Source organism: Bradyrhizobium sp. CCGUVB1N3 (assembly GCF_024199925.1).
Lineage (GTDB): Bacteria > Pseudomonadota > Alphaproteobacteria > Rhizobiales > Xanthobacteraceae > Bradyrhizobium.
The window spans coordinates 993,250-1,018,846 of record NZ_JANADR010000001.1; the positions used below are offsets into that span (position 1 = coordinate 993,250).

Annotated in this window: 27 protein-coding genes and 1 other annotated feature; of the genes, 18 read left to right on the forward strand and 9 right to left on the reverse strand. The window is 62.4% G+C overall.

Features of this window, described 5'->3' with window-relative positions; all coding sequences use genetic code 11:
* Positions 1–103 precede the first annotated feature (103 nt).
* From NLM33_RS04660 to NLM33_RS04680, 5 genes are all read left to right on the forward strand, one after another.
* The gene (locus NLM33_RS04660; RefSeq protein WP_254094965.1) at positions 104–2,029 is read left to right on the forward strand and encodes an FAD-binding monooxygenase; all 1,926 of its coding nucleotides are present in this window, start codon (positions 104–106) and stop codon (positions 2,027–2,029) included.
* 135 nt (positions 2,030–2,164) lie between these two features.
* A complete protein-coding gene (locus NLM33_RS04665; protein ID WP_254094966.1) occupies positions 2,165–3,103 on the forward strand; it encodes an SH3 domain-containing protein in 939 nt (312 codons plus the stop codon).
* A 145-nt stretch (positions 3,104–3,248) separates the two neighbouring features.
* The gene (locus NLM33_RS04670; protein WP_371929900.1) at positions 3,249–3,536 is read left to right on the forward strand and encodes a hypothetical protein; all 288 of its coding nucleotides are present in this window, start codon (positions 3,249–3,251) and stop codon (positions 3,534–3,536) included.
* A gap of 163 nt (positions 3,537–3,699) precedes the next feature.
* On the forward strand, positions 3,700–3,891 hold the full coding sequence (locus NLM33_RS04675; protein WP_254094968.1) for a hypothetical protein: 192 nt from the start codon (positions 3,700–3,702) through the stop codon (positions 3,889–3,891).
* A gap of 30 nt (positions 3,892–3,921) precedes the next feature.
* Positions 3,922–4,302, forward strand: coding sequence for a hypothetical protein (locus NLM33_RS04680; RefSeq protein WP_254094969.1), 381 nt, complete (start codon positions 3,922–3,924; stop codon positions 4,300–4,302).
* A gap of 22 nt (positions 4,303–4,324) precedes the next feature.
* Here NLM33_RS04680 and NLM33_RS04685 read toward each other — a convergent pair whose 3' ends face one another.
* Both NLM33_RS04685 and NLM33_RS04690 read right to left on the reverse strand, forming a co-directional pair.
* Positions 4,325–5,650 (reverse strand): hypothetical protein, encoded by a 1,326-nt coding sequence (locus tag NLM33_RS04685; RefSeq protein WP_254094970.1) that lies wholly within the window; start codon positions 5,648–5,650, stop codon positions 4,325–4,327.
* A gap of 502 nt (positions 5,651–6,152) precedes the next feature.
* Positions 6,153–6,485, reverse strand: a complete 333-nt coding sequence (locus tag NLM33_RS04690; RefSeq protein ID WP_254094971.1) for a GYD domain-containing protein — start codon at positions 6,483–6,485, stop codon at positions 6,153–6,155.
* 282 nt (positions 6,486–6,767) lie between these two features.
* On the opposite strand from NLM33_RS04690, the gene pdxY reads away from it, so the two are divergent.
* Both pdxY and NLM33_RS04700 read left to right on the forward strand, forming a co-directional pair.
* Positions 6,768–7,571 (forward strand): pyridoxal kinase, encoded by an 804-nt coding sequence (gene pdxY / locus NLM33_RS04695; RefSeq protein ID WP_254105650.1) that lies wholly within the window; start codon positions 6,768–6,770, stop codon positions 7,569–7,571.
* Between the two features lie 160 nt (positions 7,572–7,731).
* Positions 7,732–8,208 (forward strand): hypothetical protein, encoded by a 477-nt coding sequence (locus tag NLM33_RS04700; RefSeq protein WP_254094972.1) that lies wholly within the window; start codon positions 7,732–7,734, stop codon positions 8,206–8,208.
* A gap of 102 nt (positions 8,209–8,310) precedes the next feature.
* Here the strand turns inward: NLM33_RS04700 and NLM33_RS04705 are convergent, their stop codons facing one another.
* On the reverse strand, positions 8,311–8,841 hold the full coding sequence (locus NLM33_RS04705; protein WP_254094973.1) for a phasin family protein: 531 nt from the start codon (positions 8,839–8,841) through the stop codon (positions 8,311–8,313).
* Positions 8,842–9,087: 246 nt separating this feature from the next.
* Between NLM33_RS04705 and NLM33_RS04710 the strand changes: the two genes are divergently transcribed.
* Positions 9,088–9,351, forward strand: a complete 264-nt coding sequence (locus NLM33_RS04710; RefSeq protein WP_254094974.1) for a hypothetical protein — start codon at positions 9,088–9,090, stop codon at positions 9,349–9,351.
* A 190-nt stretch (positions 9,352–9,541) separates the two neighbouring features.
* Positions 9,542–9,712: a Flp family type IVb pilin gene (locus NLM33_RS04715; RefSeq protein WP_254094975.1), complete on the forward strand. Its 171-nt coding sequence runs from the start codon at positions 9,542–9,544 to the stop codon at positions 9,710–9,712.
* A gap of 136 nt (positions 9,713–9,848) precedes the next feature.
* On the opposite strand, the gene NLM33_RS04720 is transcribed toward NLM33_RS04715, so the two are convergent.
* Entirely contained in the window at positions 9,849–10,040 is a 192-nt protein-coding gene (locus NLM33_RS04720) for a hypothetical protein (RefSeq protein WP_254094976.1), read from the reverse strand.
* A gap of 14 nt (positions 10,041–10,054) precedes the next feature.
* A complete protein-coding gene (locus tag NLM33_RS04725; protein ID WP_254094977.1) occupies positions 10,055–10,405 on the reverse strand; it encodes a zinc ribbon domain-containing protein YjdM in 351 nt (116 codons plus the stop codon).
* 201 nt (positions 10,406–10,606) lie between these two features.
* On the opposite strand from NLM33_RS04725, the gene NLM33_RS04730 reads away from it, so the two are divergent.
* The 3 genes from NLM33_RS04730 to NLM33_RS04740 all read left to right on the forward strand — a co-directional run bounded on the left by NLM33_RS04730 (position 10,607) and on the right by NLM33_RS04740 (position 13,725).
* Positions 10,607–12,013: an adenylate/guanylate cyclase domain-containing protein gene (locus tag NLM33_RS04730; protein ID WP_254094978.1), complete on the forward strand. Its 1,407-nt coding sequence runs from the start codon at positions 10,607–10,609 to the stop codon at positions 12,011–12,013.
* A gap of 484 nt (positions 12,014–12,497) precedes the next feature.
* Entirely contained in the window at positions 12,498–13,418 is a 921-nt protein-coding gene (locus tag NLM33_RS04735) for a hypothetical protein (protein ID WP_254094979.1), read from the forward strand.
* 160 nt (positions 13,419–13,578) lie between these two features.
* Positions 13,579–13,725, forward strand: coding sequence for a hypothetical protein (locus NLM33_RS04740; RefSeq protein WP_254094980.1), 147 nt, complete (start codon positions 13,579–13,581; stop codon positions 13,723–13,725).
* Positions 13,726–13,835: 110 nt separating this feature from the next.
* On the opposite strand, the gene NLM33_RS04745 is transcribed toward NLM33_RS04740, so the two are convergent.
* The gene (locus tag NLM33_RS04745; RefSeq protein ID WP_254094981.1) at positions 13,836–14,828 is read right to left on the reverse strand and encodes a hypothetical protein; all 993 of its coding nucleotides are present in this window, start codon (positions 14,826–14,828) and stop codon (positions 13,836–13,838) included.
* 228 nt (positions 14,829–15,056) lie between these two features.
* Here NLM33_RS04745 and NLM33_RS04750 point away from each other — a divergent pair, with 228 nt between their 5' ends.
* Genes NLM33_RS04750 through NLM33_RS04760 form a run of 3 tightly spaced genes read left to right on the forward strand, consistent with a single transcriptional unit; the run spans position 15,057 to position 15,897 of the window.
* Positions 15,057–15,344 carry a hypothetical protein gene (locus tag NLM33_RS04750; protein WP_254094982.1) on the forward strand — a complete coding sequence of 96 codons (288 nt, stop codon included), beginning with the start codon at positions 15,057–15,059 and terminating at the stop codon, positions 15,342–15,344.
* Between the two features lie 18 nt (positions 15,345–15,362).
* Complete coding sequence (locus tag NLM33_RS04755; RefSeq protein WP_254094983.1) at positions 15,363–15,659, forward strand: cytosolic protein; 297 nt, start codon at positions 15,363–15,365, stop codon at positions 15,657–15,659.
* A 40-nt stretch (positions 15,660–15,699) separates the two neighbouring features.
* The gene (locus tag NLM33_RS04760) at positions 15,700–15,897 is read left to right on the forward strand and encodes a hypothetical protein (RefSeq protein ID WP_254094984.1); all 198 of its coding nucleotides are present in this window, start codon (positions 15,700–15,702) and stop codon (positions 15,895–15,897) included.
* Between the two features lie 125 nt (positions 15,898–16,022).
* Here NLM33_RS04760 and NLM33_RS04765 read toward each other — a convergent pair whose 3' ends face one another.
* Positions 16,023–16,820, reverse strand: a complete 798-nt coding sequence (locus tag NLM33_RS04765) for a transglycosylase SLT domain-containing protein (RefSeq protein ID WP_254094985.1) — start codon at positions 16,818–16,820, stop codon at positions 16,023–16,025.
* A gap of 935 nt (positions 16,821–17,755) precedes the next feature.
* Here NLM33_RS04765 and NLM33_RS04770 point away from each other — a divergent pair.
* Positions 17,756–18,025 carry a DUF2312 domain-containing protein gene (locus tag NLM33_RS04770; protein WP_254094986.1) on the forward strand — a complete coding sequence of 90 codons (270 nt, stop codon included), beginning with the start codon at positions 17,756–17,758 and terminating at the stop codon, positions 18,023–18,025.
* A 522-nt stretch (positions 18,026–18,547) separates the two neighbouring features.
* A complete protein-coding gene (locus tag NLM33_RS04775; protein WP_254094987.1) occupies positions 18,548–18,811 on the forward strand; it encodes a hypothetical protein in 264 nt (87 codons plus the stop codon).
* A gap of 578 nt (positions 18,812–19,389) precedes the next feature.
* Here the strand turns inward: NLM33_RS04775 and NLM33_RS04780 are convergent.
* Positions 19,390–20,621 (reverse strand): IS3 family transposase gene (locus NLM33_RS04780; RefSeq protein WP_254094988.1). Its coding sequence is split into 2 segments (ribosomal slippage): positions 19,390–20,330 and positions 20,330–20,621, totalling 1,233 coding nucleotides; the frame shifts between segments, so codons are not numbered across the junction.
* Positions 20,221–20,337 (reverse strand) — a sequence feature (AL1L pseudoknot). Its footprint overlaps the gene before it by 117 nt.
* Before the next feature lie 39 nt (positions 20,622–20,660).
* On the opposite strand from NLM33_RS04780, the gene NLM33_RS04785 reads away from it, so the two are divergent.
* Positions 20,661–21,227 carry a hypothetical protein gene (locus NLM33_RS04785; RefSeq protein WP_254094989.1) on the forward strand — a complete coding sequence of 189 codons (567 nt, stop codon included), beginning with the start codon at positions 20,661–20,663 and terminating at the stop codon, positions 21,225–21,227.
* A gap of 87 nt (positions 21,228–21,314) precedes the next feature.
* Here NLM33_RS04785 and NLM33_RS04790 read toward each other — a convergent pair whose 3' ends face one another.
* Positions 21,315–25,073: a vitamin B12-dependent ribonucleotide reductase gene (locus NLM33_RS04790; RefSeq protein WP_254094990.1), complete on the reverse strand. Its 3,759-nt coding sequence runs from the start codon at positions 25,071–25,073 to the stop codon at positions 21,315–21,317.
* Between the last annotated feature and the right edge of the window lie 524 nt (positions 25,074–25,597).

Genomic DNA, 25,597 nt, shown 5'->3' on the forward strand with positions numbered 1-25,597 from the left:
GGTGTTGACTAGTATACTGATCGTCAGTATACTGATCAATATTGAAGAAGGGCCTAACGCGGTCCGCAAGGCTTAAGATGCAAAACGGGGAGGAGCAGGTCTCATGCAGTTCCATCTCAACGGATTTTTGCCGGGCGACCCCGATATCGCCGACCCCGCAGAGCGCATTCAGGCTTCCGGCGCGACCGGCTCCGTTCCGGATGAGGTCGACGTTTTGATCGTCGGTTGCGGTCCGGCAGGCCTCACGCTCGCGGCGCAGCTGGCCGCGTTTCCCGACATCAAGACCTGCATCGTCGAGCAGAAGCCCGGCCGGCTTCTCGTCGGCCAGGCCGACGGCGTTGCTTGCCGCACCATGGAAATGTTCCACGCCTACGGCTTTGCCGAGCGCGTGCTGAAGGAGGCCTATTGGGTCAACGAGACGACGTTCTGGAAACCCGACGACAAGCACAATGCAAACATCGTCCGCAGCGGCCGGGTGCAGGACGTCGAGGACGGGCTCTCCGAGTTTCCGCATGTCATCCTGAACCAGGCGCGCGTGCATGACGGCTTTCTCGACGTCATGCGCAAGTCGCCGGCCAAGCTCGAGCCGCATTACGCGCGGCGTCTCATCGATCTCCACGTCGATCCCGCGGCGCGCTTCGAAGATCACGCGGTGACGGTGAGGCTGGAGCGGGTCGATCCCGGCCATCAGGGCGAGGTCGAGACCGTGAAGGCGCGCTATGTCGTCGGCTGCGATGGCGCGCGCTCCACTGTGCGCAAATCCATCGGCCGCGAGCTGCATGGCGATTCCGCCAACCACGCCTGGGGCGTGATGGACGTGCTCGCGGTGACCGACTTTCCCGACATCCGCTTCAAGGCACTGATCCAGTCGGCCAATGACGGCAGCATCATCGTCATCCCGCGGGAGGGCGGCTATCTCGTCCGCCTCTATGTCGAGCTGACGACGCTCGACATAGGCGAGCGTGTTGCGAGCCGCAACATCACCTCCGACGATTTGATCGCGAAGGCGCACCGCATTCTCAATCCCTACACGCTCGACGTAAAGGAGGTCGCCTGGTGGTCGGTCTACGAGATCGGTCAGCGCCTGACCGACAGGTTCGACGACGTGCCGGAGGCGGAGACCGTGACGCGGCTGCCGCGCATCTTCATCGCTGGTGACGCCTGCCATACCCACAGTCCGAAGGCGGGGCAGGGCATGAACGTCTCGATGCAGGACGCTTTCAATCTGGGCTGGAAACTCGCCTCCGTGCTGCGCAAGCAGTGCGCGCCGCACCTTCTGCATAGCTATTCGGCCGAACGCCAGGCGGTGGCGAAAGAGCTGATCGAGTTCGATCGCGAATGGGCAACGATCCTTGCCTCTGCCAAGGGCGACGGTAAGGCCGCGGATGCGGCAAAGACCCAGGACTATTTTGTCCGCCACGGGCGCTACACCGCAGGCACGGCAACGCATTATCGGCCGGGCCTCCTCACCGGCAACGCCGCACATCAGCATCTGGCGAGCGGTCTCGTGGTCGGCAAGCGCTTCCATTCCGCGCCGGTCATTCGTCTTGCCGATGCAAAACCCGTTCACCTCGGCCACGTCGCCAGGGCGGACGGACGCTGGCGCATCTTTGCCTTTGCCGGCGCGGGCAACCCCGCGACCGGCGACGGCGCAATTGCCGCGCTGTGCAATTTCCTGAGCCAGGGACGGGAGTCTCCGATGCGACGCTATACGCCCGGCGATGCGGATATCGACTCGGTCATCGATGTGCGCGCGGTGTTTCAGCACGATCATCGCGAGATCGCCATCGGTGCGATGCCGTCACTGCTTCTTCCAGCCAAGGGACGGTACGGACTTCGCGACTACGAAAAGATGTTCTGTCCCGATCTCAAGGGCGGTCACGATATCTTCGCGATGCGCGGGATCGATCGTAATGCGGGATGCATGGTCGTGGTGCGGCCGGACCAATATGTCGCGCATGTCCTGCCGCTCGATGCCCACGCAGAGCTGGCGGAGTTCTTCGATGGCTTCATGCTGCAGGTGAATTGAGCGTCGCGCGATGAATGGCGGATGAATATTGAACCCGTCCGCCAGCGGCCTTTTCATCTTTCGGCGAGTTCGACGCGACGGCGCGGAACGCTCGCTCCGCTCGAACGTTCCTGCTCGCATGAGGAGGATCACGCCATGAAGCTTAGACTTGTTTTTGCGGCAGCCATGCTGCTCGCACCGACCGCCGCGCTTGCGGCGCCCGGCATCGTCACAGCGTCCGTCGGATTGAGGGCGGGGCCAGGGCCCGGTTTTCCGATGGTCGATCGCATTCCCGGAGGTTCACGGGTCAACATCCACGGCTGCCTTGACGGCAGGGCCTGGTGCGACGTGAGCTGGTCGGATGACCGCGGCTGGGTGTCGTCGCAATATCTCGAATATCTCTACCGCAACCACTACGTCTATCTGCCCGACTATGTCGACGAGGTCGACGTTCCGGTGGTGCCGTTCGTGCTGAGCTCGTACTGGTCGAGCTACTATGCCGGCCGGCCCTGGTATCATCGCCGCGACTACTGGGCGAACTACTGGACATCGCATGAGCGCAATGCGACGCGGATGACGCTTGATCCGCGGGCCGCGCGCATCGGCCGTGCCGCGACGCGCGAAGGTGCAATCGCGGTCCGAGGCGGGACCCGCGCCGGCGAGGCCGCGCGTGTGACGCGCGAGCAATCGCAGGCTCGCGAGATCCGCGGTCGCCCGGCGGATGCACAGGCGCGGATGACACGCGACAATGCGGTGCGTGCGACGCATGAGAATGCGCGCGCCACTGCCCGTGAGAACACGCGCGCCGCAGCCCGCGCGCAACCGATGGCACGCCCGCAGCCGCAGATCGCGCGCGGCCACGAGGCGCCGCGCGTCTCGGCCGCACCCGCGGCACGTCCCGCGATGCCGCACGTCGCGCAGCCCAATATCAGCCACGGCGCGCCGATGAATGCGCATGCGCAGATGCCGGCTCCGCGCGCAGCAGCGCCCGCGACGCCGCATGTCGGCGGTGGTGGCGGTGCCGCACACATCAACGCCGCGCCGCATGGCGGCGGCGCGCCGGCCGGCGGGCCTCCGGGCCGCGAGCGGCACTAAGACGAGCGAAAGCCCGGCCAAGAGCCGGGCTCTTCTTTTCCGGCCCGCACAATTTGAGGCAATTTCGCAGAGGTAGATTTTATCGAACGTAACAACTTAACCGGATGATTCGCGCGTCCACTCGGGGCAAGGGGCTTACGGGAGGATGACGATGAGACAGCAAGGCCACTCGGAGACGCGCCGGCAAAATGTCGCGATGAAATCGATGTCGAAGGAGGCGAAGCAGCTCGCCCGCGTGATCGCAGGATATCGCGGCTCGCTTCTCGATCTCGACCAGCAGCGGACGCGGACGAAATTGTCCGACGCCGAAAAAGGAATCTTGGACGAGCGGCGCAATAATTTGCTTGTGACGATTGCAGCATTGGAAGACCGCCTCTCGGCGGTACAGGGATTGATCGACCTCGGCCGGCCGCACGTCATTCGCGTGCATTGACCGCCGCCCAGCGCGCCCTCCATCGATGACGTGACGGTTTCGCGTGCCGCGGCGGCGGTCGCGAGGCTGCACGATGCTCTGGACGGCACCAAATTGCCATGCTCCCGGCGAATTGCCGCCAAAGCCCGCTGGCACGTGAGAAGCGGGGTGCAGGGGACGTGCGATGGGGACGATCGTGGCTTACAAGATGGTCGCAGAACGCGACAATGAGACGTATAGGTTCGAGCGTGAGAGCCGGCTCGTGATCGTGGCGAAGGCGCGGGTGTGGGCGAGCGAAGGCTGGCAGGTCGTGATCACCGACCAGGATGGCAAGGCCTACGCGCCGGCCGAGTTCGAGGCGTTGCTGGCGGCCTGATCGGCTGCTTGACGGGGATAGGGGACGATTTTGACGTCATCTGATCGATTGGGGCGCGGGCTCATCGCGCCCCTGTTTGGCGTGGCCGCCGCAATCCTCCTGACGGCGACGATCGCCCGTGCGCAGAACCTCGACGAGGGCAAGCCGCCGCAAAAACTGTTTGCAGATGGCTGTGCGAGCTGCCACCGCAGTCCGCGCGGGCTTGCCAAGGGGCGCTTCAGCTTCACGCTCTACTGGTTCCTCAAGGACCATTACGCGAGCAGCGCGGATTCGGCGAAGGCGCTTGCCGCGTATCTGGAGAGCGTGGACAGCCCGCCTGCCGGAAAGCCACGCGCGGCGGCGAAATCGTCGAAGCCCGCCGGTGCACCCCGGTCGTCGCTGCGGCCGCCGGCGGCGGTGCCGCAGAGGTAAATGGCCCTACGCGGCTACCTGCTCAGCTCGTACGCACTTTCGAGGCTCGGGCTGCTTGCGGCTGTTTCGCAGGGCTCCGCGTCTCGCGCGTGGCCGTGTGCTTGGCCGATCTGCGCGCTGCCGCGAGCTTCCTTGCCGCAAGCTTCTTGTGCGGCCTCGCATCGGCTGCAGCCTGCTTGGACGGCGTGCCACCGCGGCGAGAGACGTATTCCTGACCATCGACCGGGCCGACATGCGGCGGATCGTGGTCGAGATAGGGCCGCCCGATGCCAAGCGCCTTGCCATTGGCATCGACCCACTTCCAGAGCAATTCGGTGGAGACCCAGCGTTGCGCGCGGTTCTCGCCCTTGACGCTCACGATGTCGGCGGCGAGCCCATGGCCGTAACCGCCGCGAGTGCTGCCGCCATGATACGACCGGTTGGAGGCGGCTTTCAGGCCACTCGCGATTGACTGGCGATAGTCGTCGCGGAAGGCGCTGGTGATGCCGGGCTCGAGACCCGCCGCCTGCGCGGCGTGAAGTGTGTGGAACAGCTTGAGCTTGAAGTTGCGGTCCATGCCGCCGATCACGTAATCCATCAGCGACATGCCGGCCTTGTCCGCGGCCTTCGGATCCTTCCAGGCGAAATCCTCGTCGACGAGCTTGGTGAAGCTCCGCATGACCGTCACCATCTTGCCCCGCCGCTTGATCGTGACGCTACGGCGGTCCTGCACCTTGATCGAGTCCTCCTTGGGCGTGCGCTGATAGAGCGCCCAGAGATAGCGGTCGATGCAGACGTCGACGACGAGGCATTCGTCGGCGGCTTCGAGCAGATCCGGCCCCTCGCGCGTGGTTGCTTTCGCGTCGGTCTCGGCGGGCCCTGGCGTGGTCGCGCTCGCGGCGGCGAGCGGCGGCGTCTCCGCAGGCAGCATGTCGGTCGGATCGGCGGAAGCGAGCTTGACGGCCGGCTCGTGCGTGTCCGTGGTGGTGACGGGTTCCGGCGTGCTTGAACTTGCGAGCTGCGGCGGAGTTTCCGCCGGCAGCATTTGCACTGGATCGGCCGATGCAAGCTTGACGACTGGCTCGGATACGGTCGCGGCCGGTGCCGTGTCGGTTGTCGTGCTTACCGCGGGCAGCGCGATCGTCGGTACGTCGATCACGGCGACGGGCTCGCTCATGGTCGTAGCACTTGGGACGTCGGCAAGTTCAGTGTGTGCGGCGAGAGGTGGCGCGGGGAGTTCCGCAGCGACATTGGCGCTGCTGTTCTCGATTGCCGCCGGGGCGACCGCGACGAGCCAGAATGCAAAGGAGCCCGCGACAACCGCCGCAGGGCACGACACCGCCACGATGAGAGAGCGCTGATCGTTCATCACCCCAGCCTCCAAAGGCTCCTGCCGGAACCCGATGCAACAGCCAAGCAAGCGACGCAGCAATTGTTCGGGTGAGGATATGGCGGCGCAATGGCGCAAAAGGCGAGTGCGGAGCTTTTCAACGCGAGTGTGGCCCGGCGGACACGCGCGGGTTCCATGCGGTTTCCCGCAGAGTCTTGGTCGACCGTCGCTAAGCGCCGATGTTTCAGACAAAAGGCCGCCGAGCGGCGGCCTTCAAAGTCACAAGCGCAGAGCCAATCAAAGTAGGTATCGCAAAGCCAGCCCCGGGTTTTCAAAATCCGCACGAGCTGAAACGTCCTGCCCGGTTGCGTGGACCTTAATGGAAAATTGTTGCACGCGTAAATGAAGAACTGTGATTTCGCTTAATGCAAACCCCTAACGCGCGATGCCGCGCTAACAGTCGTCATGGCCGGGACACGCCCGGCCATGACAATGTGCAAATTGTGCCAAGGCGCGCCTGCGTCGCGCGCGATTGCCGGCTCTACTTGCCAGGCGGCGTGTAGACGGCGGCGAGACGCGAGGCCTTTTCCGCGACAGCCTTGAACTCGCCCATCTTCCAGGCGCGCACCGTTTCGATCTTCGACACCGCGCCGCTTGCAGCAGCCGCCATGCCGATCGCGATGGCATCGGAGCCGTCGGGCATATCGGTGACGAGAACGGCATCATGCGCGCCGGTGGTCATGAACGCGCCAAGCAGCTTGCCGCCAGCCTTCTCGACCAGCTTGTTGACGACCTCGGAACGATCAGACGGCTTCTCGACGAGTCCCTTCACGCCTGCATTCGAATAGGAGACGTAGGTGATGAACAATGGCATCGTTCCCTCCGTTGGGGTGATGAGCGCACAATCAGCTTTTTGAAAAAGATGCCCGCAAGGGCGAGGCTCAGGCCTGCCGACGGCATGCAAGCTGCCTGAAAACGAAGCGGACTTCGGCACGTCCGGTATGGCAGCGGGGAGGGACTATAGTCGCTTTTTCCCGCGCCACAATGCATTCACCTCGCACAGGGGCGCGGTTGAGCCCTTGCGAAAGGTATCATCTTCGTGGAGCAATTGATGAGTATCGCTGTCGCTCCACCTATCTCCAGTCAAATCGCGCACATGCTCGTTATCTCCATTCAAAGCCAGGTCGTTCACGGCCATGTCGGCAATTCGGCCGCCGTCTATCCCATGCAGGCGGAGGGCGTGAATGTCGCGGCGGTGCCGACGACATTGCTCTCGAACCATCCGCGCTATCCAACGCTGCGCGGCCGCGTGCTGGATGCGGAGCTCGTGGCCGATCTCCTGCTCGGCGTCGAGGAGCGGGGTCTTGTCGAGCGGGGAAGCGTCCTTCTCACCGGCTATCTTGGCTCGCCTGCAAACGCAGACGTCATCGCCGATTTCGTCGAGCGCGCGCTGCGACGAAATCCAAAGCTTGTCTATCTCTGCGATCCCGTGATCGGCGACGACGGCAAGGTCTACGTTGCCGACGGCATTTTGGATGTGATCCGCAAGCGGCTCGTGCCGGCCGCGACCTTCATCGCGCCGAACCAGTTCGAGCTGGAACTGCTGTCCGGTATTGCGGTGAATGATGCCTCCAGCCTGCTGGCCGCGAGCGCTGCCATCGCGGCGCAGGGCCCGCGAGGCGTCATCGCCACCGGCTGCACGCTCGACGACACCCAAGCAGGGCAGGTGGAAACGATCCTCTGCCAGCACGAAAAACTATCGCGCTTTGCGACAGCACGGCTGCCGATCCGGCCGTGCGGAACGGGGGATCTGCTGTCGGGGCTCGTGGCGGCGGGGCTTGCGAAGGGAGCGACGGTCGAGAGGGCGGTTCGGCTGGCGGTCGATCATGTGTTTGCGGTGCTCGCGCACACGCATCAAGCCGGATCGGAGGAGATGTGCCTCGTTTCGCCAACAGGTTGAGCGGCTGCTAGTCTTGTTATCTATAGGTGTCAAGCGGGACGCCCCAGAAATGCGGCAAACTTCAGGCCGTCAAGAACACATACAGTTAGAAGGTCGGTTGTCCCCGTAATACATTGCGAGTGTTGGGGTTGTTCGGGGCGCGTATCGGGAGAACCTACCCATGGCAAGTGTAGAACAATTGCGAAGAAAGGACTCGGTAAACCTGGTTCAACTTGAGGCGGACATTGCGACGGTTCGTCAGGGAAGTTCATTAGCTTCAATTGCATTGCCTGATTATGTCGAACACACCGAGGGCGTTACGCGCGTAGGCGCCCTCAGCGCAGAGGCGGTTATTCGCGACTATGAATCCGCCGCAAAAGAGATTGAGGCGATGGGGGCCGAGTTGATCGGCGCTGCGCAGAAATGCGAGGAACTGACGGCCCACGTGCACGATGCGATCGCGTATATGCGCGAAACGGCCGCGGGCTACCGTGAAGAAGGACGCAAGATCTTCAAGAGGATCGAAGAATGCGCCCTGTTCACCGAGGACGTCCGCAAGACATGCGAGCAGGTGAAGCGCAGAATGGAAGCCTCCGGCAGCGTTTCCTCCACGGAGGAGGAGCCCGCCGAGCAGGAGCAGGTATCCGAAAGCGCCTAGTTCCCCGGATCTGGTCCCCTTGATCCGGGGCTGAGAGACCGCTTTCGGGCGGTCTCTCTTTTTTTGCGAGAGCCTGGCGGTCTCGGGATACGGGACTATCGGCTAGTGCCGTGTTGCACGGACTTCCAGCGTGGTCTGAGTGATCCTGGCCACGAAGCCCTCAAGATTTACGACCCTCTGCGCGACCAATTGGCCGTGCAGGTCGGCAATTTTCTGGGCTTCTACGGCCAAGGTTTCACATGCCTGCTTCGCGAATTCGATCTGAAGCTCAAACACCTCCGCGGGTGAACGCGCGCTCGCAAGCCTCCCGACGAAGGACCATGCGTGTTCCAGCGACCTCCTGGTGTAGTCGCCATAGGCGTTTGCAATCGACTGAACGCTGACCGGGACGAGTTCCATCGAAGCGGTCGGCACGTTTGCTGCCTCAATGGCAGAAACTTCAGTCGACGGGAGTTGCAGATCGAGGTCGACGTCGGTCTCCGGCTCGGTCGCTTGGATGGTCTCCGGCGCAGGATCCGGCAACTGATCCGTTGCGGTCGGTTGTTGCTCGTCGGCCTTGGTCTGCCTCGTCTTTTTCTTCCGGTTACGCTGGCCGGATTTTCCGGTCGGCTTGGTGTGGTCGGCACTCAACATTACAAAATGACTCCCCAAATCGATGAAGCTGCAAGCCTCCGCCGTGTTTGCGCTGAAATCGCGATGGCGGCTTGTCGCCGGCGTGGCGGCGATGTGATCAGATTTGGCGGGATGAACGCCAGGCCGCAGCCATCCCCGTCCGAGCCGCCTGCGGAAACTGCATTGTTGCAATGCAGCAAGACGGGCTACCGCCTCGCAACATGGAGGCATAGCTCCGGATCTCAAGTTCTACCCAGGAGATTCGGTGTGAAGACAGTTTCGTTAACCCTCGCAGCCGCGGCCATGTCGGTCGCCGCTGTCACCGCCGCCTTCGCCGCGGAGTTGCCGAGCTATGAGGCCAATGGCTTCCCGGCCTCTTCCGTGCAGGTCCGCCTGCTCGGCGCCGCGCACCTGACGGAACAGGCGGCCGCAACCACCGCGCCGTCCCCGCACCAGGTGAGCGTGTTGGCGCCGCGCGCCAAGGTTAAGACCGCAACGACCGCGCCGGTCACGACCGGCACTGCACGTTGAGCGAGATCCGAAAGAGCAGGGTGGGCCCAGCCGTTTGGCCGATCCATCCTGCCGGCTCGTTCCGCGAACATGATACCAGCGCAGCCTTCGTCGCGCTTGTCGTCAATTGACAGACCCAAATTAACTCAATCGTAGATTGCAGCTTCTATCCGGTTGCGTGCAGGCGATACCCCGCACAACTGGAAAGGACATGAAATTGAAGCGCATTTTCAAAGAATTTATCGCTGACGAGTCCGGCGCGACCGCGATCGAGTATGGCTTGATCGCCGCCGGCATCGCGCTTGCCATCATCGAAGTCATTTACGCGCTCGGCACCAATCTGGTTGAAAAGCTCACCGCGCTTGCGACGGCGTTGAAGTAGCAAGAGCTGCCAAACTTCGTAGCCCGGATGGAGCGAAGCGCAATCCGGGCTACCGCTGGCGGTTCGCATCAGGATTGAGCTGATGTACCGTAAATCCGAAGTTTTGTAAACAGGAATCCAGCGGCCATAGGGCCGATCAGCCGAACAGCGCGGCGTAGATCACGTAGATCCAGCCCAGAATGCCGTGGATGATCGCCCACAGGATCGAATGGTTCTTGGTGTAGGAGATCGCGATGGCAAGCGCCGAGCCGAAGCCCACGCCGTATTTCGCGCCCTCGACCCGAACCCCGTAGTAGCGATTGCCGTTCATGGTGGTCCTCGCTTCCATCGATGCTGCCGGCGTTACGCCTTCCGCACGAACTCCGATTTCAAATTCATCGCGCCGATGCCGTCGATCTTGCAGGCGATGTTGTGCCCGTCGGTGGCGTCCTGGAGACGGATGTTCCTGACCTTGGTGCCGCCCTTGACGACCGATGACGATCCCTTGATCTTGAGATCCTTGATCACGATGACACTGTCGCCGTCGGCAAGCGCATTGCCGTTGGCGTCGCGCACGCCCGCCTCGATCGTGGCGTCCGCGGCCGCATCCGCAGTGGTGCTCCATTCATGGCCGCATTCCGGGCAGACCCAGAGATCGCGATCCTGATAGGCGTGCTCGGACCTGCAGGTGGGGCATTTCGTGGTGTCAGTCATCGTCATCCTCTTGAGCCCGTTCGGGCGAGGCGCACCGTAGGTTCGTATCCGGGTAAATCAAGTCGCTCCCCCCGGTCCGGCACGGAAATGTGCTGACATCGCGACGCAGCAATCACATGATACCGCTTGTGCCTTGCCGCTCCCGGCATACCTGATGAGGGACGGCGTTCTGCCCGGCATTCCCTGAGGTAACATCATCGCATGAGCGAAATCGAAACCCTGTTTGGTGTGTTGCGTCAGTCGGCCGACGAAGGCGTCGTCGACATGCTCGAACGCATGGTGCGGGAGGCGCCGGACCACGCCTTGAACCGCATGAACGCGCTGGACCTCGCCGCACATGCCGGCCTCGACGAGGAGCGCGTCGTCGCAGGCCTGCTGCACGCGGTGCAACTTGGCATGGCGGAGATGACGTGGAGCGTGATCTGCCCGAGCTGCGCCGGTGTGCTGTCCGCCAACAAGAGCCTGAAGACCCTCAACAGCCCGCAATATCATTGCGCCTTCTGCGCCGCGGGCTATGAGACCACGCTCGACAATCTGGTCGAGGTGACCTTCACGATCAGTCCGCGCGTGCGCAAGATCGCGGCCCACAATCCCGACGAATTGTCGCTGGCCGATTACTATCGCCAGATCTTCTGGAGCTCGGCCATCGATCTGCCGGGCGATCTGGAGACGCTGCTGCGCGAGGTGACGCTCGAGACCTTCGACCTGCCGCCGGGCGAGCGGGCCATCCTGTCCCTGCATGTGCCCGAGGGCACGCTGATCGTGTTCGATCCCGTGACGCACACCGCCCAGTTCCTCGATATCAAGGGCGAGGAGACCAGCGAGCGGCAAAACCTCGCGATGATCTTCAACAAGGCAGAGACGCCGGCCGAGGCTGTCACCTTGCGCCCCGGGCCGCTGCGGCTGGCTCTGGACAACCGCACCGATGGCCGCGTGCTGCCGGCGGTCTGGGTCGCGAACAAGGCGCTCGACGATCTCCTGACGCGGCGCAAGCCGGCGCTGACGGCAAAGCGCCTGCTCACCAACCAGACCTTTCGCGATCTCTACCGCACTGACACGCTCGCCATCGGCCAGCGGCTGAAGATCCTCAGCCTGACCTTCCTGTTCTCGGACCTGCGGGACTCCACCGGGCTCTACGAGCATGTCGGTGACCTCGTCGCCTTCGATCTCGTCAACGAGCATTTCCGCCTCATGCAGGAGATCATCGCCTCCGAACGCGGCGCCATCGTCAAGACCATCGGCGATGCCGTGATGGCGACCTTCGAGACGCCCGATCGTGCCATTGCCGCCGCCATCCGCATGCGCGAGGCGATGAGCGAGCTCGGCGCCGAGCGCCAGTATCAGGGCCTGCTGCTGAAGATGGGCATCCACGAGGGCTCGTGCCTGGCGGTCACGCTCAACGGCCAGCAGGATTATTTTGGCCAGACCGTCAACATCGCCTCGCGCGTCCAGGGCCTCGCCGCCTCACGCGCGATCGTGGTGACCGAGCCGGTGGTCGAGCATGCCGGCGCGCGGACGCTGCTGGAGGCGGGCGGACTAAGGCCAACGCGACGCAGCGTTGCGCTGAGCGGCATCGCGGACCGGGTGTCGGTGTACGAGATCCCCTGAAGCGGGGAGACAATCGCAAATGAAAAAGAACCGGATGAGCGGCCTCTTTGCGGCCCATCCTTCGAGACGCCCGCCGTTGGCGGGCTCCTCAGGATGAGGTCTAGTTTCGCGGCAAAATCCTAGACCCTCGTGGTGAGGAGCGCCGCTTGCGGCGCGTCTCGAACCATGAGGCCGAGCACGTTCACCAATCGATATGCGATAGCCCTGCCTGAAGCGGAGAGGGTCGGGTGGGGGGCAAAACAAAAAGCTCGAAAACAACCCCATGCAAAGTAGCCGACCACCCCTGTGACGCGTTTGCGGATTTTACGAATTCGCTTGACGCGTCGGGCAAATCACCGGCATTATTCCATCATCGCGGTTTTTGGCGACGCCCCGTCACCATAGTCCGGATTTCGCTTCCGCCTTCGCTCGTTGAGCTACGGCGGACAAGCCGCTTCATCCGGGCAATGCCACGCTCATCCGCATTCATCACCAAGGTGACCAGATGGATATGAAGACCGCGCTCGCGACGTCCTTGCTGATTGTCGGCTTCCTGGTCACCCTGTGGTTCTGGGCCCTCGTCGAGCAAATACCGGGAGTGCCCAGCCCCTTTAATGGGGGGCGGGAAGCCGGCCTCGGCATCGTGTTTTTCATTCCCCCCTTGCGCTGGCTGGCGTTGTCAGCCGCGTTCATGGTTCTGCTGATCGACGGAAGATTGCATGCGTGGGCGCCTTACGGCGTTCTGCGATTTCTGCTGCCGATGGTCGGACTCATCGTGCTGGAAATCTGCATGTTCGAGCTTCTCATCCGCAGCGTCGACAAATCCATTGCGGCTTTCCAATGGGTTTTTAGTTCTTTGATGATCCTGCTGCCTCTGACGGTGATCGTGGGAGGATATCTCGGCTCGCGCGCAATATTCGTCATCGGCATCGCCGGCTCGCTGGCTGCGGCGGTCTGGCCTATCCCGCCCAGTGTCGATTACATCGTGCACTACCCGGACAATGAGGCAGACACAAAGGTGATTCTGGCGCGCCTCGAGAAACATCCCGATTGGGTGAGACAGGTCGCACGCGAGCTCGATGTCAACGGCTCCCCGTCCTTGTACCCCGTCTATCTGCTGACCCTGAAGCCGGCAGCGCTGGATGAGGATGTGCAGGAGAAGTGCTGGAGGGCAGGGCTCTCGGCGTTTGCCGATGTGAGGCGGTTTCACGACAAGGGTGAAAACCAGATGCCCGGGGAGTTCAACCTGATCGCACCGATTTTCGCAGGCCTGGCCTCGATTCCCGGCCCCGTGCGGGACCGTCACCGCGCCGAGTTCGTCGCTATCAGGGATTTCGTCAATTTCTACAGGACCGAAACGCCCGACACGCGTCATCCTGAACTCCCGGACCTCAGCAAGGTGGACTGGGTACCGACGGGCAAGTGAGGCGAGGCGCAGGGTAGCCCGGATGGCGGGTGGTTCGTTGCCTATGTACGGCCGTTCAAAACGGACGTGATCCCTTTAATGGTTGATTTGCAGATCGCGCTGCTTGATGCGGCCGCCGCATCTTGAGCGGCCATTTTTTGCAATCATACTGGAGGCCGTCATGTCCGTTGCGCAGAAAGCCGTCATTGCCACGCAGTCGTCGCGTGGGTTCATTCTCAGGCATGTGGCGCTGTTCGCCGCGGCCGCGCTGTTCGTGTTCGTGCTGAGCCTGACATACGGGCTGGATCTCAGCCCGGGATTTTTCTGAGCGAAGTGCGTAGGGTGGGTTAGCGAAGCGTAACCCACCAATTTGTCTCAACGCGGAGGAACAGTTGGTGGGTTACGCCTTCGGCTAACCCACCCTACGAGGCTACAGGCTCACCAATACGGATCGTCGTAAGGATCGAGCCTGTATGGCGGCGGCATCCAGCGTTCTCGTGGCGGCCTCGACCGCCGAGGTACGGCTGCGGGAATGCGCTGACGCGCAGCCGTATCGTTCTCCTTCATCACGCTGCGCACGACGGGTTTCGCGGGTAAGGTCGTAAGCTGTGTCTGCAGCGCCTGGACCTGAGCAGCGATGCGTGCGTTGTCCTCGGCACCTTTCTCCTGCGCCGTCTTGAGCTGTTGAATGGCGTCGGCCTGCTCGCGAAGCGTCTGCTCGTTGCGGCTCTTCTGTTGCTCGAGCTTTTCGTTGATGCTCGCAAGTGCATCGGTGATGGTCTTGAGCGATTGTGTAAGCTCGGCGGATGCTGGGTCGGGCGATGTGGCGACGGGCGGCGGAGCGTTTTCCGCCTGCTTGGCCGCTTTCTTTTCCGCTTCCTTGGCGACCGGCGGTGCCGGCACGGACGTCGGCTCATCCGCAGCAGCGAGCTGGACTGCTGGCGGCGTCGGAGGACTGCGAACCTCGGACACCTCCGGGGACGGGCTCGCGCCCGGCGGGGCCCATCGCGCCATGATCGCCTTGGCCTCATCGCGATATTGCGAAGCGAACGCAGCACCGAGGATGCCTATCGCCAGCAACAGGCCAACGAAGGCTCGCAGCACGGGCTGGTTCTCTTTCAGGCCTTGATGGTAGACCTTGCTCTCTGGCGCCGGCGCCTTGTCCAAGGGAGAGTCCGAGGGAACGTTCAAGGGAACGTCCGAGGGCGCGGTTAAGGGAGCGCCGTGTTCCGCACCGGTCTTGACCTGCGGGGCCGGCGGGCTGTCGCTGCCACGTTCCAATCCGGAAACCAGTCGGTCCAGCCGCGCAAGTTCTTCATTGGCGCTTTTGATCCGTTCATGGGCTCGCGCCAGCTCGACATCGGCGGGCTGCGGGCCTTGCGGATCATCCGGCTTCGGATCATCCGGCTTCGGGTCGTGCGTCTCAGGCACCGATGCGCTCTCCACTCAGCCTTGCGTCAACGGAACGAGTGCGGCAGTCCGATCAAGAGGATAGTTCTCGCCGCCGTCCAAGACAACGCGGGCGCGAGGGAGAAATTAAGGCGGCCCTCGGCCGGGCTATGGATTGACTACACGGAGCTGTTCCCCGATCGGTTTACAGCCGCGCGTTGTCCCCTCGGCATCCCTGCGACGTGGTATGCTATGGCGGGAGGAATCGCCATGAGGCTCCTTACCGCGATACTCGCCTTGCTTCTTTTGAGTCCGGCCGCCGCCCAGGAGTGCCAGACATGCGCGATGGCCGACGCCTGCACGAAGGAGTACCTCAAGGCGACGTCGGAGGCCCAAAGGGCCACCAAGCAAGCCATCCGGGACTGGAAGCAGAATCTGGACAGAAAGGCCTCTGCGGAATTGTCCAGCAGGGGCATACTCGCATTACAGGACGCCATGGAGGCGCAGGTTCGCACGGAGCTGGAGCGCCTGAAGGAGTGCCTGGCGAAAATCAGATAGGGCGCAAAGGAGGATGCGATGAAATCGCTTTTGCTGCTCACGGCCAGCGGGCCGCTGCTTATTCTCACGTCGCACGAGTCCTTGCGCGACCAGGGGCTCCTCGATGTGCTCAGGCGGAAAGGTATCGGCAAGTTCGTCGCGTTCGAGGTTCCCTTGTCGCTCGCCAGAGAGCGTTATGGCGGGCATTTTCAGGCGGTCGAAAGCAATCTGCACGAGACAGACGATCTGAGGGTCCTCGACTTTAGCGGACAGCGGGTCTTCCAGCTCTTTCGTTTCGATGAGCTGGGTTCGCCGATCCTGATAGAACAGTCGTGATCCGGTTTTGCCTTGCGGCATCGATCGAGAGGAGCCTGCCATGACATCCTATACCGTCGGGTTGAAGCTCGGGATGCGCGCCAAGGCGCTCACGATCGACGCCGAGGACGCATTGGTCGCGGCGCTGAAGATCAAGATCGAGAACCCCGAGGCGCTCGTCACCTACGTTCGCAAGTCGAATCGACGTGGCGATCGCCGCCACCCGCACGAAACGCTGCGGGCTAAGAAAACCGTCTAGGCGATGCTGTGGCTGCAGGTCTGTAGGGTGGGCAAAGCGGAAGCGTGCCCACCTCTTTGGTCGCCATGGCGCAGAAGTGGTGGGCACGTCGCTTGCGCTCCTTTGCCCACCCTACAGGCTACGAGCTAATCGCCGTCATCCGCCGCAAGGCGCAGAAATTGCCGCTTCATCGCGTTGACCCTGGCGACGTAGGCCGCGACGAGGTGATCGCCGCAGCGCTCGCCGGCGATCATCTGAAAGTGACGGCGTGCGTAGGCCAGGGCGGGACCTGCGCCGCAGAGATGGATCAGCGCGGCGAGATCCTGTTTCTGCTGCGCGCTTGCCTTCACATCGCCCGCAAGCGCAAGAACCGCAGCCACGTTGCGGTCCAGATACACCGATGCCAGCTCGATGGCGTGGCTCGGGATCGCGCGGACATAGAGGCTGGCGAACCCGCAGCCGCTATCCGTGACCGCGTTGCCGCGGATACAGAACCTGATAGCCTCGGCGTAGGCCGGATTGGTCATCTGGTAGAGGCCGACGGCGCTGGAGGCGGGCTGGTAAAGCGCGAGGGGATTGAGGCTCAATCGCCAGCGCCAGTAGGTGCGCGCGACCGGATTGCCGGAACTCTCGACCTGCGCCAGCGCGGCCAGCAATTCGGGCGTGATCGTATCGGTGGAATGCTTGCGGAACAGCGGCCCGTATTGCCGCCACGTCTCGGCCGGCTCCTTGTCGAGGGAGTTGCCGACAAGGAAGAACAGCTCAGTCGGCTTGCGGATCACGTGATAGACGATGTTCGTCAGCGCCAAGACCGCAAGCAGCATTGCCGCGACAGCCGCGATACGAACCATCCGCGGTGCTCGCGCGAATGTCTTTCGCACCCACCGAGCGCCTCGCCGGACGCTGCGAAGGCGAGGGAGGAGGGGCTTGCTTTTTCTTGGCATGGATCTTGGGCATGGGTCTTGGGGAATAAGATGTCGATTTCGGGTCGCAAGCCGGTCTGGTGCGCGCGGCGGCCGAAGTCCGCCAGAGGCAATAGCGGTCATTCGAGCATGTCGGGAGCAAATTAGCTTGCGTTGCTTTGCGTCCTTTAGCACTCTGCGTGAAGGAGGCCGACGCATGAAGATAATGACCGTCGCGTGTGCTCTCGGAATGGCCCTGGGGCTGTGTACCCTTGGAACGTCTGGTGCTGAAGCCCGGGCGCGGAAGGCCCAAATCGTTCGTGAACCACAGCCGAGGCTTGTTGTCACGGCGCCCGTACTCAGGCCAACTCCGTGGGATTATTATATTGTTCCACGGTATCGTTATCGCCCTGAAGACGACCGGGTCGATCCAAACGCCCCGCCGCTGGTGTCGTCGTGGGTCCTCTATGAGGGCTGGCGGTGGCCGTACTGGTGGTGAACAACGATCACATTCCGGGGATGTGGTGATCGGCCATCGACCGATGCGAAGCTGAATAGCTCGCAGGATGGGTCGAGCCTTTGCGAAACCCATCATCGTCTTGGCCCGCGGTTGATGGGTTTCGCTTTCGCTCGACCCATTCTGCGGGCTGAATCTCATTCGAAGCCTTAGCAAGAAAATAGAACGTTAAGACTTGCCGATAGCTGATTTGCGCGATTCCGATTCGTTCTTTGAGAACGAAGCGGAGTCAGATGCAGAACGGATTTCCTGCATAGCTCGTAGGGTGGGTTAGCCGAAGGCGTAACCGACCACGTCTCTCAGCGCACGGAAGGCAAAGAGGTGGGTTACGATTCCGCCTGACGCTCGTTGACGCCTTGTCGGTTGCGCGGGTTCCTGCGTGCGGTGCGAGGTCCGTCGGTTAATACATTGGTCATTCCTTTGCAGTCATTTTCACGGCCTCATTCAACAGGGAGGCACCATGTCTGACGTCACCATTCCCGGCGGAAAAATTCGGTCGTTCGTCGAGCGGATCGAGAATCTCGATACCGAATTGCAGGAGTTGAACGAGCAGAAGAAGGAAGTGTTTTCGGAAGCCAAGGCCGAGGGTTTCGACGTGAAGATCCTCAAGGAGATCATCAAGCTGCGGAAGCAGGACGAGGACGAGCGTGACGAGCGAGAATCCCTGCTTGATCTCTACATGAGAGCGATGGAGTCGGCAGCGCCGGAACAGGCCGCCAAGGCAGCCTGATTCAATTCGAGCAAATCCAAACAACGGCACGTAGGATGGGTTGAGCCCTTGCGAAACCCATCCTCTTTGCAGCGGCAATTGATGGGTTTCGCTGCGCTCTACCCATCCTACGGGCTACTACGAGCTACCCATCCTACGAGCTTGCGAAGCCCATCATCTTCGTGGGGCGTGGTGGGTTACGCCTTCGGCCAACCCCACTCTATGAAGCGGGTGGTGCTTGCTCAGAAAATAGTGATGGCCCTGTGAGAAGGCGTTGCCAATCCTGCGGGTGCGTGCTGCGCGGCGACGGCCGGAAAGATTATTCTCGTCCCGCAGGGAACTTGAGCAGCAATCACTAGGCTTGCGCACAGTCGCGACATGAAACGCTCGCGTGAAGCAAGCGATCAATGTCGGGCCTCGCTTGCGCACGAGCCGCGCTTGCTGCCGGTCACGATCATGTTTTAATATGACGCGCGTCATGTCATTGACGATGCAGGAGGGATGCATAACTCCGGTTCTCCAAAAGCCACCAGGAGAATTTCCGTGAGGAAGCTGTCACTCATCATTGCGGCAACCGCTGCGATCTCGATCGCCCATATGACTGCGAGCTCCGCAGCCGAGTTGCCGATCTATGAAGCAAACGGACTGCCGATCTCGCCGGTTCAGGTCGGTGTGCTGGGCGCGGCCCAGGTCCAAGGGCAGGCTCAGGTCACGACCACTGCATTATCACCGCATCAACTGAGCGTCCTCACACCGCGGCCGCAGCGAACGGCGGCGTCGGACCGCAAAGGACCGGCAATCAATTGATGACCTTGTGCCTCAGTGCGGAGGTCGAGCGTCAGCGGAGTAGCGTTGACAGCGCACTTAATCGACCTCGCGTTCCCTAGCTCGTAGGGTGGGTTAGCCGAAGGCGTAACCCACCACTGTTTGCCCAAGCGGAAACGAAAGAGAGGTGGGTTACGCTTCGCTAACCTACCCTACGCGCTGCGGCTTGCAGATGACGCTTCGCTCGAGAGCGAAAGGGATAGGTGAGTTGAGCCAGTGTCGAAGGCGAGGAAGGAGGCTCTTGTTTTTTTTTGGCATGCGTCTTGCGGGAGCAGGTGGAGATGGGTTGAGCCCTTGCGAAACCCATCACCTGACCGAGTTTGATGGGTATCGCTTCACTCCACCCATCCTACGGGCTTCGAGATCGATTTGGTGCTTGATGACCGGTGCGGCCTAGGCCGAGCCACTTTCTGAATATCCGGCGCAGGCTTGGATCTTCATGACCGAGCTTTCCTATTTGGTTGGCGTAGCTCGGGGTGTCCTTTGAGTCTTTCCAGAAGACCTGCTTGTTTAGAAGATACTGAACCGCCCCGGGTTTGCCGGAGGCAATTTGGTTTAAGTTATGCCGCCATGGCGGGTTGTTCCAGCATGGCGTAGTAGCGTTGCTCGGCTTCGGCCGGCGGGATGTTGCCGATGGGCTCGAGGAGCCTTCGGTTGTTGAACCAGTCCACCCATTCCAGCGTCGCGAACTCGACGGACTCGAAGCTGCGCCATGGCCCGCGCCGATGGATCACCTCGGCCTTGTAGAGGCCGTTGATGGTTTCGGCGAGAGCGTTGTCATAGGAGTCCCCGACGCTGCCGACAGAAGGTTCGATACCAGCTTCAGCCAGACGCTCGGTGTATTTGATCGAGACGTATTGGCTGCCCCTGTCGCTGTGGTGCACGAGCCCGCCGCGATGGACCGGCCGGCGATCGTGCAGGGCCTGTTCCAGCGCATCGAGCACGAAGCCCGCATGCGCCGTGCGCGAGACCCGCCACCCCACGATCCTGCGGGCGTAGGCATCGATGACGAAGGCGACGTAGACGAAGCCGGTCCAGGTCGCGACATAGGTGAAGTCGGAGAGCCAAAGAACGTTCGGCCTTGGCGCCCTGAACTGGCGGTTGACGTGATCCAGCGGGCATGGCGCGGCCTTGTCGCTGATCGTGGTCTTGACGGGTTTGCCGCGGATGACTCCTTGCAAACCCATGTCCCGCATCAGTCGCGCCACCGTGCAGCGGGCAACATCGAAGCCTTCCCGCTCGAGCTGCCGCCAGACCTTGCGCACGCCATAGACCCGGAAGTTCTCATCGAACACCCGCCGAACCTCGATCTTCAGGGTAGCGTCCTGCCTGGCGCGCGCCGACAGCCTGGCAGGATCGCGCCGCCTGGCCACATGGGCGTGGTAGGTCGAAGGGGCGATCGGCAAGACCTTGCAGATCGGCTCGACCCCATGCGCCCCACGATGATCGTCGATGAAGGCGATCATGGCTTGGACCGGCGGTCGAGCTCCGCCATCGCAAAATACGCGCTCGCCTTGCGCAGGATCTCATTCGCCTGCCGAAGCTCACGGTTCTCCCGCTCCAGCGCCTTCAGCTTCTCGGCCATGTCGGTCGGAACGCCGGCCCGGTGTCCGCTATCGACTTCGTCCCTCTTGACCCAGTCGTGCAGCGTCTGCGGTGTGCAGCCGATCTTGGCCGCAATCGAGGTCACGGCCGCCCACCGCGACGGGTGCTCGCTCGCATGATCCAGAACCATCCGAACCGCACGAGCCCGGACCTCGGGTGAAAACTTGTTCGTCGTCTTGCTTGTCATGGCTCCATCCTCTCAGGAGTTGGAGCCTCCGGCAAACCCGTGGCGGTTCACATTGCGGAGTGCGGCAACGTCTACAAGGACATTGTCCACAATATCGAAATAACATCGTTCGCATCCACCGGAACGCTTAGCATTGCCCCTTACGTCGAGGGACTCACGTCCGACGAAGGCGAATACCTAGACGAGGCGCAGCGGTGTCTTACGGTCAACGCGCTCCGTGCCTGCGTCGTGCTCGGGTGGTGCGCGACCATCGCTCGCATTCACAAGAAGATCGAAGAAGTCGGCTTTGATAAATTCAGTCAGGCGACCGTCGAGATGGCTGGAAAGACTACTGGCCGGTTCAAATTCTTCACGAAAAAGCAGTCAATCCAATCAAGGTCCGAACTGCAAACCGTGTTCGATACCGACTTGTTGTGGGTGCTCGAATATCTTCAACTGATCGATAACAACCAGCATCAGCGCCTCCGTCACTGTTTCGAGTTTCGAAACAATTCAGCCCATCCAGGCCTCGCGCCGATCAGAGGGCCAAACCTCTACTCATTTTACTCCGACATTAGCGAAATCGTATTGAAGAACGAGAAGTTCGCGTTGGCGCCTTCTCACTAACCGGAAGGTCAAAAGGGCGGCCTTTCGGCCGCCCATCATGGATGCCCGGGTCAAGCCCGGGCCTAACGATCGTCGCGAACTACTGCGTTACGAACACCCCGTCGTGCTTCCGCACGTATCACACTTCATGCACGTGCCATTCCGCACCAGCGTGAAGTTGCCGCACTCGCTGCACATCTCGCCTTCGTAGCCTTTTGCCTTCGCTTCCGCGCGGCGCTCGGCCTTGGTTGGCACCACCGTCTGCGCGGTGCCGGCCTTGCTCCACTGGAGCTGCTCGAGCTTCTCGGTTGGCGAGAGGTCGTGGCTGGCTTCCTGCTTCAGGGCGACGGCGCCTTCGATCGTATCGCCGGCGCGGGCGCTTGCACCATGGAGCGCGGTGACCTTGCTGCCGCCGGCGGGGGCGCTGTCGTTGCCGGAGGAGATCGCGGCGGAGCCGCCGCGCATCACGACAAGGTTGTCCGTGCGGGAGCGGGTGAGGCCGCGCGAGACCAGCTTGGTCGCGTGGTGGGTCTCGTCCGGCTCCTTGCCTTCTTCGACGCCCTTGCCGAGCGCGTCGAAGTTCGACTCGGTCGGATCGACATGGGCGAGATCGAAGCGCGACATATAGCTCACCGCCAGCTCGCGGAAGACGTAGTCGAGGATCGAAGTCGCGTACTTGATGCTGTCGTTGCCCTGCACGGGGCCCGCCGGCTCGAAGCGGGTGAAGGTGAACGCGTCGACATATTCATCGAGCGGCACGCCATATTGCAGGCCGAGGGAGACCGCGATGGCGAAGTTGTTGATGAAGGAGCGAAGCGCCGCGCCTTCCTTGTGCATGTCGATGAAGATCTCGCCGAGACGGCCGTCGTCATACTCGCCGGTGCGCAAGTACACCTTGTGGCCGCCGACGACCGCCTTCTGGGTGTAGCCCTTGCGGCGATCCGGCATCTTCTCGCGCTCGCGCATCACGATGATGCGCTCGACGAGCTTCTCGACGATCTTCTCGGAGACCTGGGCGGCACGCGCGGCCATCGGCTTCTCGTAGATCTGCTCGACCACATCGTCCTCGTCCTCATCATCGCTGATGAGCTGCGAGTTGAGCGGCTGGGACAGCTTCGAGCCGTCGCGGTAGAGCGCGTTGGCCTTCAGCGCCAGCTTCCACGACAGCATGTAGGCGGACTTGCAGTCCTCCACCGTGGCGTCGTTCGGCATGTTGATGGTTTTCGAGATCGCGCCCGAGATGAAGGGCTGGCTCGCCGCCATCATGCGGATGTGGCTTTCGACCGACAGATAGCGCTTGCCGATCTTGCCGCAGGGGTTGGCGCAGTCGAACACCGCGTAATGTTCTGCCTTGAGGTGGGGAGCTCCCTCCACCGTCATCGCGCCGCAGATGTGGACGTTGGCCGCCTCGATCTCGCGCCTGGTGAAGCCGACGGCCTGGAGCAGGTCGAAGCCGGGGGCCGCGATCGCTTCCGCGCCGATGCCGAGCTGGTCGCGGATGAAGTCTTCGCCAAAAGTCCACTTGTTGAAGGCGAACTTGATGTCGAAGGCGGTCGGCAGGGCCTTTTCGACCTTGGCGATCGCTTCATCCGTAAAGCCCTTGGCCTTCAGCGTCGAGGCGTTGATGCCGGGAGCGTTGGAGAGCGAGCCGTGGCCGACGGCGTAGGCCTCGATCTCCGCGATGTCAGCTTCGCGATAGCCGAGCGCGCGCAGCGCCGCGGGGACCGCGCGGTTGATGATCTTGAAGTAGCCGCCGCCGGCGAGCTTCTTGAACTTCACCAGCGCGAAGTCGGGCTCGATGCCGGTGGTGTCGCAATCCATGACGAGGCCGATCGTGCCGGTCGGCGCGATCACCGTGGTCTGGGCGTTGCGATAGCCGTGCTGCTCGCCGAGCTCGAGTGCCGCATCCCAGGCTGCCTGCGCATGCGCGATCAGGTCTTGTTGCGGGCAGGAGGCATGGTCGAGCGGCACCGGGTTGACCGAGAGCGCCTCGTAGCCGGAGCTCTGGCCGTGCGCGGCACGGCGGTGGTTGCGGATCACGCGCAGCATGTGCGCGGCGTTCTTCTTGTAGCCGGGGAAGGTGCCGAGCTCGGCCGCCATCTCCGCCGAGGTCTTGTAGGTGATGCCGGTCATGACCGCGGTCAGCGCGCCGCAGAGCGCACGGCCTTCCTTGGAGTCGTACGACAGGCCCATGGTCATCAGCAGGCCGCCGATATTGGCGTAGCCGAGGCCGAGCGTGCGGAACTCGTAGGAGAGCTCGGCGATCGCGCGGGACGGGAACTGCGCCATCATCACGGAGATTTCGAGCACCAGGGTCCAGAGCCGGCAGAGATGCTCGTAGCCCTCGACGTCAAAGTGCTTGGTCGTCGTGTTGTAGAACGTCAGCAAATTGGCGGAGGCGAGGTTGCACGCCGTGTCGTCCAGGAACATGTATTCCGAGCACGGATTGGACGCGCGGATGTCGCCGGACGCTTTACACGTGTGCCAGTCGTTCATCGTGGTGTTGAAGTGCAGGCCCGGGTCGGCCGACGCCCAGGCGGCGTAGCCGATCTTCTCCCAGAGGTCGCGGGCGCGCAGCGTCTTCGTCACCTTCTTGTTGGTGCGGCCGATGAGGCTCCAGTCGCCGTCGGTCTCGACCGCGCGCAGGAAGTCGTCCTTCAGCGAGACCGAGTTGTTGGAGTTCTGGCCGGAGACGGTGAGGTAGGCTTCCGAATCCCAGTCGGTGTCGTAGGTGTCGAACTGGATGTCCTTGTAGCCCTGCTTGGCAAACTGGATCACCCGCTTGATGTAGTTGTCGGGCACGAGGCTCTTGCGGGCGAGCTTGATCTCGCGGCGCAGGGCAGGGTTCTTCTCGGGGTCGAAGCAGTCGTCGCCCGAGCCTTCGCAGTTGACGCAGGCCTTCAGCACCGCCTTCAGATGCTTCTGGTTGATCTTGGATCCTGTGACGAGGGCTGCGACCTTCTGCTCCTCCTTCACCTTCCAGTCGATATAGGTCTCGATGTCGGGGTGGTCGACGTCGACCACGACCATCTTGGCCGCGCGGCGCGTGGTGCCGCCGCTCTTGATGGCGCCCGCCGCGCGGTCGCCGATCTTGAGGAAGCTCATCAGGCCCGACGAGCGGCCGCCGCCGGAGAGCTTTTCGCCTTCGCCGCGCAGGCGCGAGAAGTTGGAGCCGGTGCCGGAGCCGTATTTGAACAGGCGCGCCTCGCGGACCCAGAGGTCCATGATGCCGCCTTCGTTGACGAGGTCGTCACCGACGCCCTGGATGAAGCAGGCGTGCGGCTGCGGATGCTCGTAGGCCGACTTGGACTTGGTCAGCTTGCCGGTGAAGGGGTCGACGTAATAGTGGCCCTGGCCGGGGCCGTCGATGCCATAGGCCCAGTGCAGGCCGGTGTTGAACCATTGCGGCGAGTTCGGCGCGACCATCTGCATGGCGAGCATGTAGCGGAGCTCGTCATAGAAGGCCTGGGCGTCCTCGTCGGAGGAGAAATACTTGCCCTTCCAGCCCCAATAGGTCCAGCAGCCGGCGAGGCGGTCGAACACCTGCTTGGCGCTGAGCTCGCTGACATAGCGCTCCTTCTCAGGCAGCGCGGCGAGGGCATCCGTGTCCGATACGGAACGCCACAGGAAGGAGGGAACGGATTCCTCCTCGACCCTCTTCAGGCGCGCGGCAACGCCGGCCTTGCGGAAATACTTCTGGGCCAGCACGTCGGAAGCGACCTGCGACCACTCGGTCGGCACTTCGACGTTATCCAGCTTGAACACGACCGAGCCGTCGGGATTGCGGATCTCCGACGTGGTCAGCCGGAACTCGATCCCGGCATAGGGTGACTGTCCTACCGTGGTGTGGCGCCGCTCAATTCTCATAGTTTGCCCCGTCCTTTTCTGACCGGACCCGCCTTCGTTCAGGCGTCCCGGGTAGTTGTTCTCACGCGACTCCTCCCAGCCGTTTCGGCTTCAAGGCTTCGCAGTTCAGCCGGTGGATCCGGCCCTGTTTCTCCCGACGGGCGAAACACCGATCATCCGCCGGCATGTCCACCCGCATCCGCCCCCAGGGGATGCGCGCGACATGCGTTCAACGCCACCACACTACGCTTGCTCCGGGCCTGTCTCGGCCCGTTGGAGCGCCCCCAAGAGTCGGCAAATCAAGGGCAGACAAGCCCTTCACCCGCTGCCTCCTTCGGCTGGCGGAGTGGTCATTTGCGAAGACCCTTTGGGGAGTGACCGGCGGGACGCAAACACACTCGCGCCGAACGGACCGAAAGCTAGGACTCTCCGTTGCGCACGTCAAGAACTAGTGCGAGTTCCTGAATCAAATACTAAATATGGTGGAAAGACGGGGATAACAGGGGGCCCAGCCGCGCCTGTTGTGGAGGCAAGTATCAGTGAGT

Bases quoted from the DNA above. Each gene is read 5' to 3' on its own strand.
- NLM33_RS04740 (WP_254094980.1), top strand. From the start codon at position 13,579: ATGTCCGTTGCGCAGAAAGCCGTCATTGCCACGCAGTCGTCGCGTGGG.
- NLM33_RS04715 (WP_254094975.1), top strand. From the start codon at position 9,542: ATGAAATTGAAGCGCATTTTCAAAGAATTTATCGCTGACGAGTCCGGC.
- NLM33_RS04705 (WP_254094973.1), bottom strand. From the start codon at position 8,841: ATGTTGAGTGCCGACCACACCAAGCCGACCGGAAAATCCGGCCAGCGT.
- NLM33_RS04750 (WP_254094982.1), top strand. From the start codon at position 15,057: ATGAGGCTCCTTACCGCGATACTCGCCTTGCTTCTTTTGAGTCCGGCC.
- NLM33_RS04700 (WP_254094972.1), top strand. From the start codon at position 7,732: ATGGCAAGTGTAGAACAATTGCGAAGAAAGGACTCGGTAAACCTGGTT.
- NLM33_RS04690 (WP_254094971.1), bottom strand. From the start codon at position 6,485: ATGCCATTGTTCATCACCTACGTCTCCTATTCGAATGCAGGCGTGAAG.
- NLM33_RS04725 (WP_254094977.1), bottom strand. From the start codon at position 10,405: ATGACTGACACCACGAAATGCCCCACCTGCAGGTCCGAGCACGCCTAT.
- NLM33_RS04685 (WP_254094970.1), bottom strand. From the start codon at position 5,650: ATGAACGATCAGCGCTCTCTCATCGTGGCGGTGTCGTGCCCTGCGGCG.
- NLM33_RS04665 (WP_254094966.1), top strand. From the start codon at position 2,165: ATGAAGCTTAGACTTGTTTTTGCGGCAGCCATGCTGCTCGCACCGACC.
- NLM33_RS04735 (WP_254094979.1), top strand. From the start codon at position 12,498: ATGGATATGAAGACCGCGCTCGCGACGTCCTTGCTGATTGTCGGCTTC.
- NLM33_RS04670 (WP_371929900.1), top strand. From the start codon at position 3,249: ATGACGATGAGACAGCAAGGCCACTCGGAGACGCGCCGGCAAAATGTC.
- NLM33_RS04755 (WP_254094983.1), top strand. From the start codon at position 15,363: ATGAAATCGCTTTTGCTGCTCACGGCCAGCGGGCCGCTGCTTATTCTC.
- NLM33_RS04790 (WP_254094990.1), bottom strand. From the start codon at position 25,073: ATGAGAATTGAGCGGCGCCACACCACGGTAGGACAGTCACCCTATGCC.
- NLM33_RS04765 (WP_254094985.1), bottom strand. From the start codon at position 16,820: ATGCCAAGAAAAAGCAAGCCCCTCCTCCCTCGCCTTCGCAGCGTCCGG.
- NLM33_RS04720 (WP_254094976.1), bottom strand. From the start codon at position 10,040: ATGGAAGCGAGGACCACCATGAACGGCAATCGCTACTACGGGGTTCGG.
- NLM33_RS04770 (WP_254094986.1), top strand. From the start codon at position 17,756: ATGTCTGACGTCACCATTCCCGGCGGAAAAATTCGGTCGTTCGTCGAG.
- NLM33_RS04660 (WP_254094965.1), top strand. From the start codon at position 104: ATGCAGTTCCATCTCAACGGATTTTTGCCGGGCGACCCCGATATCGCC.
- NLM33_RS04760 (WP_254094984.1), top strand. From the start codon at position 15,700: ATGACATCCTATACCGTCGGGTTGAAGCTCGGGATGCGCGCCAAGGCG.
- pdxY (WP_254105650.1), top strand. From the start codon at position 6,768: ATGCTCGTTATCTCCATTCAAAGCCAGGTCGTTCACGGCCATGTCGGC.
- NLM33_RS04675 (WP_254094968.1), top strand. From the start codon at position 3,700: ATGGGGACGATCGTGGCTTACAAGATGGTCGCAGAACGCGACAATGAG.
- NLM33_RS04730 (WP_254094978.1), top strand. From the start codon at position 10,607: ATGAGCGAAATCGAAACCCTGTTTGGTGTGTTGCGTCAGTCGGCCGAC.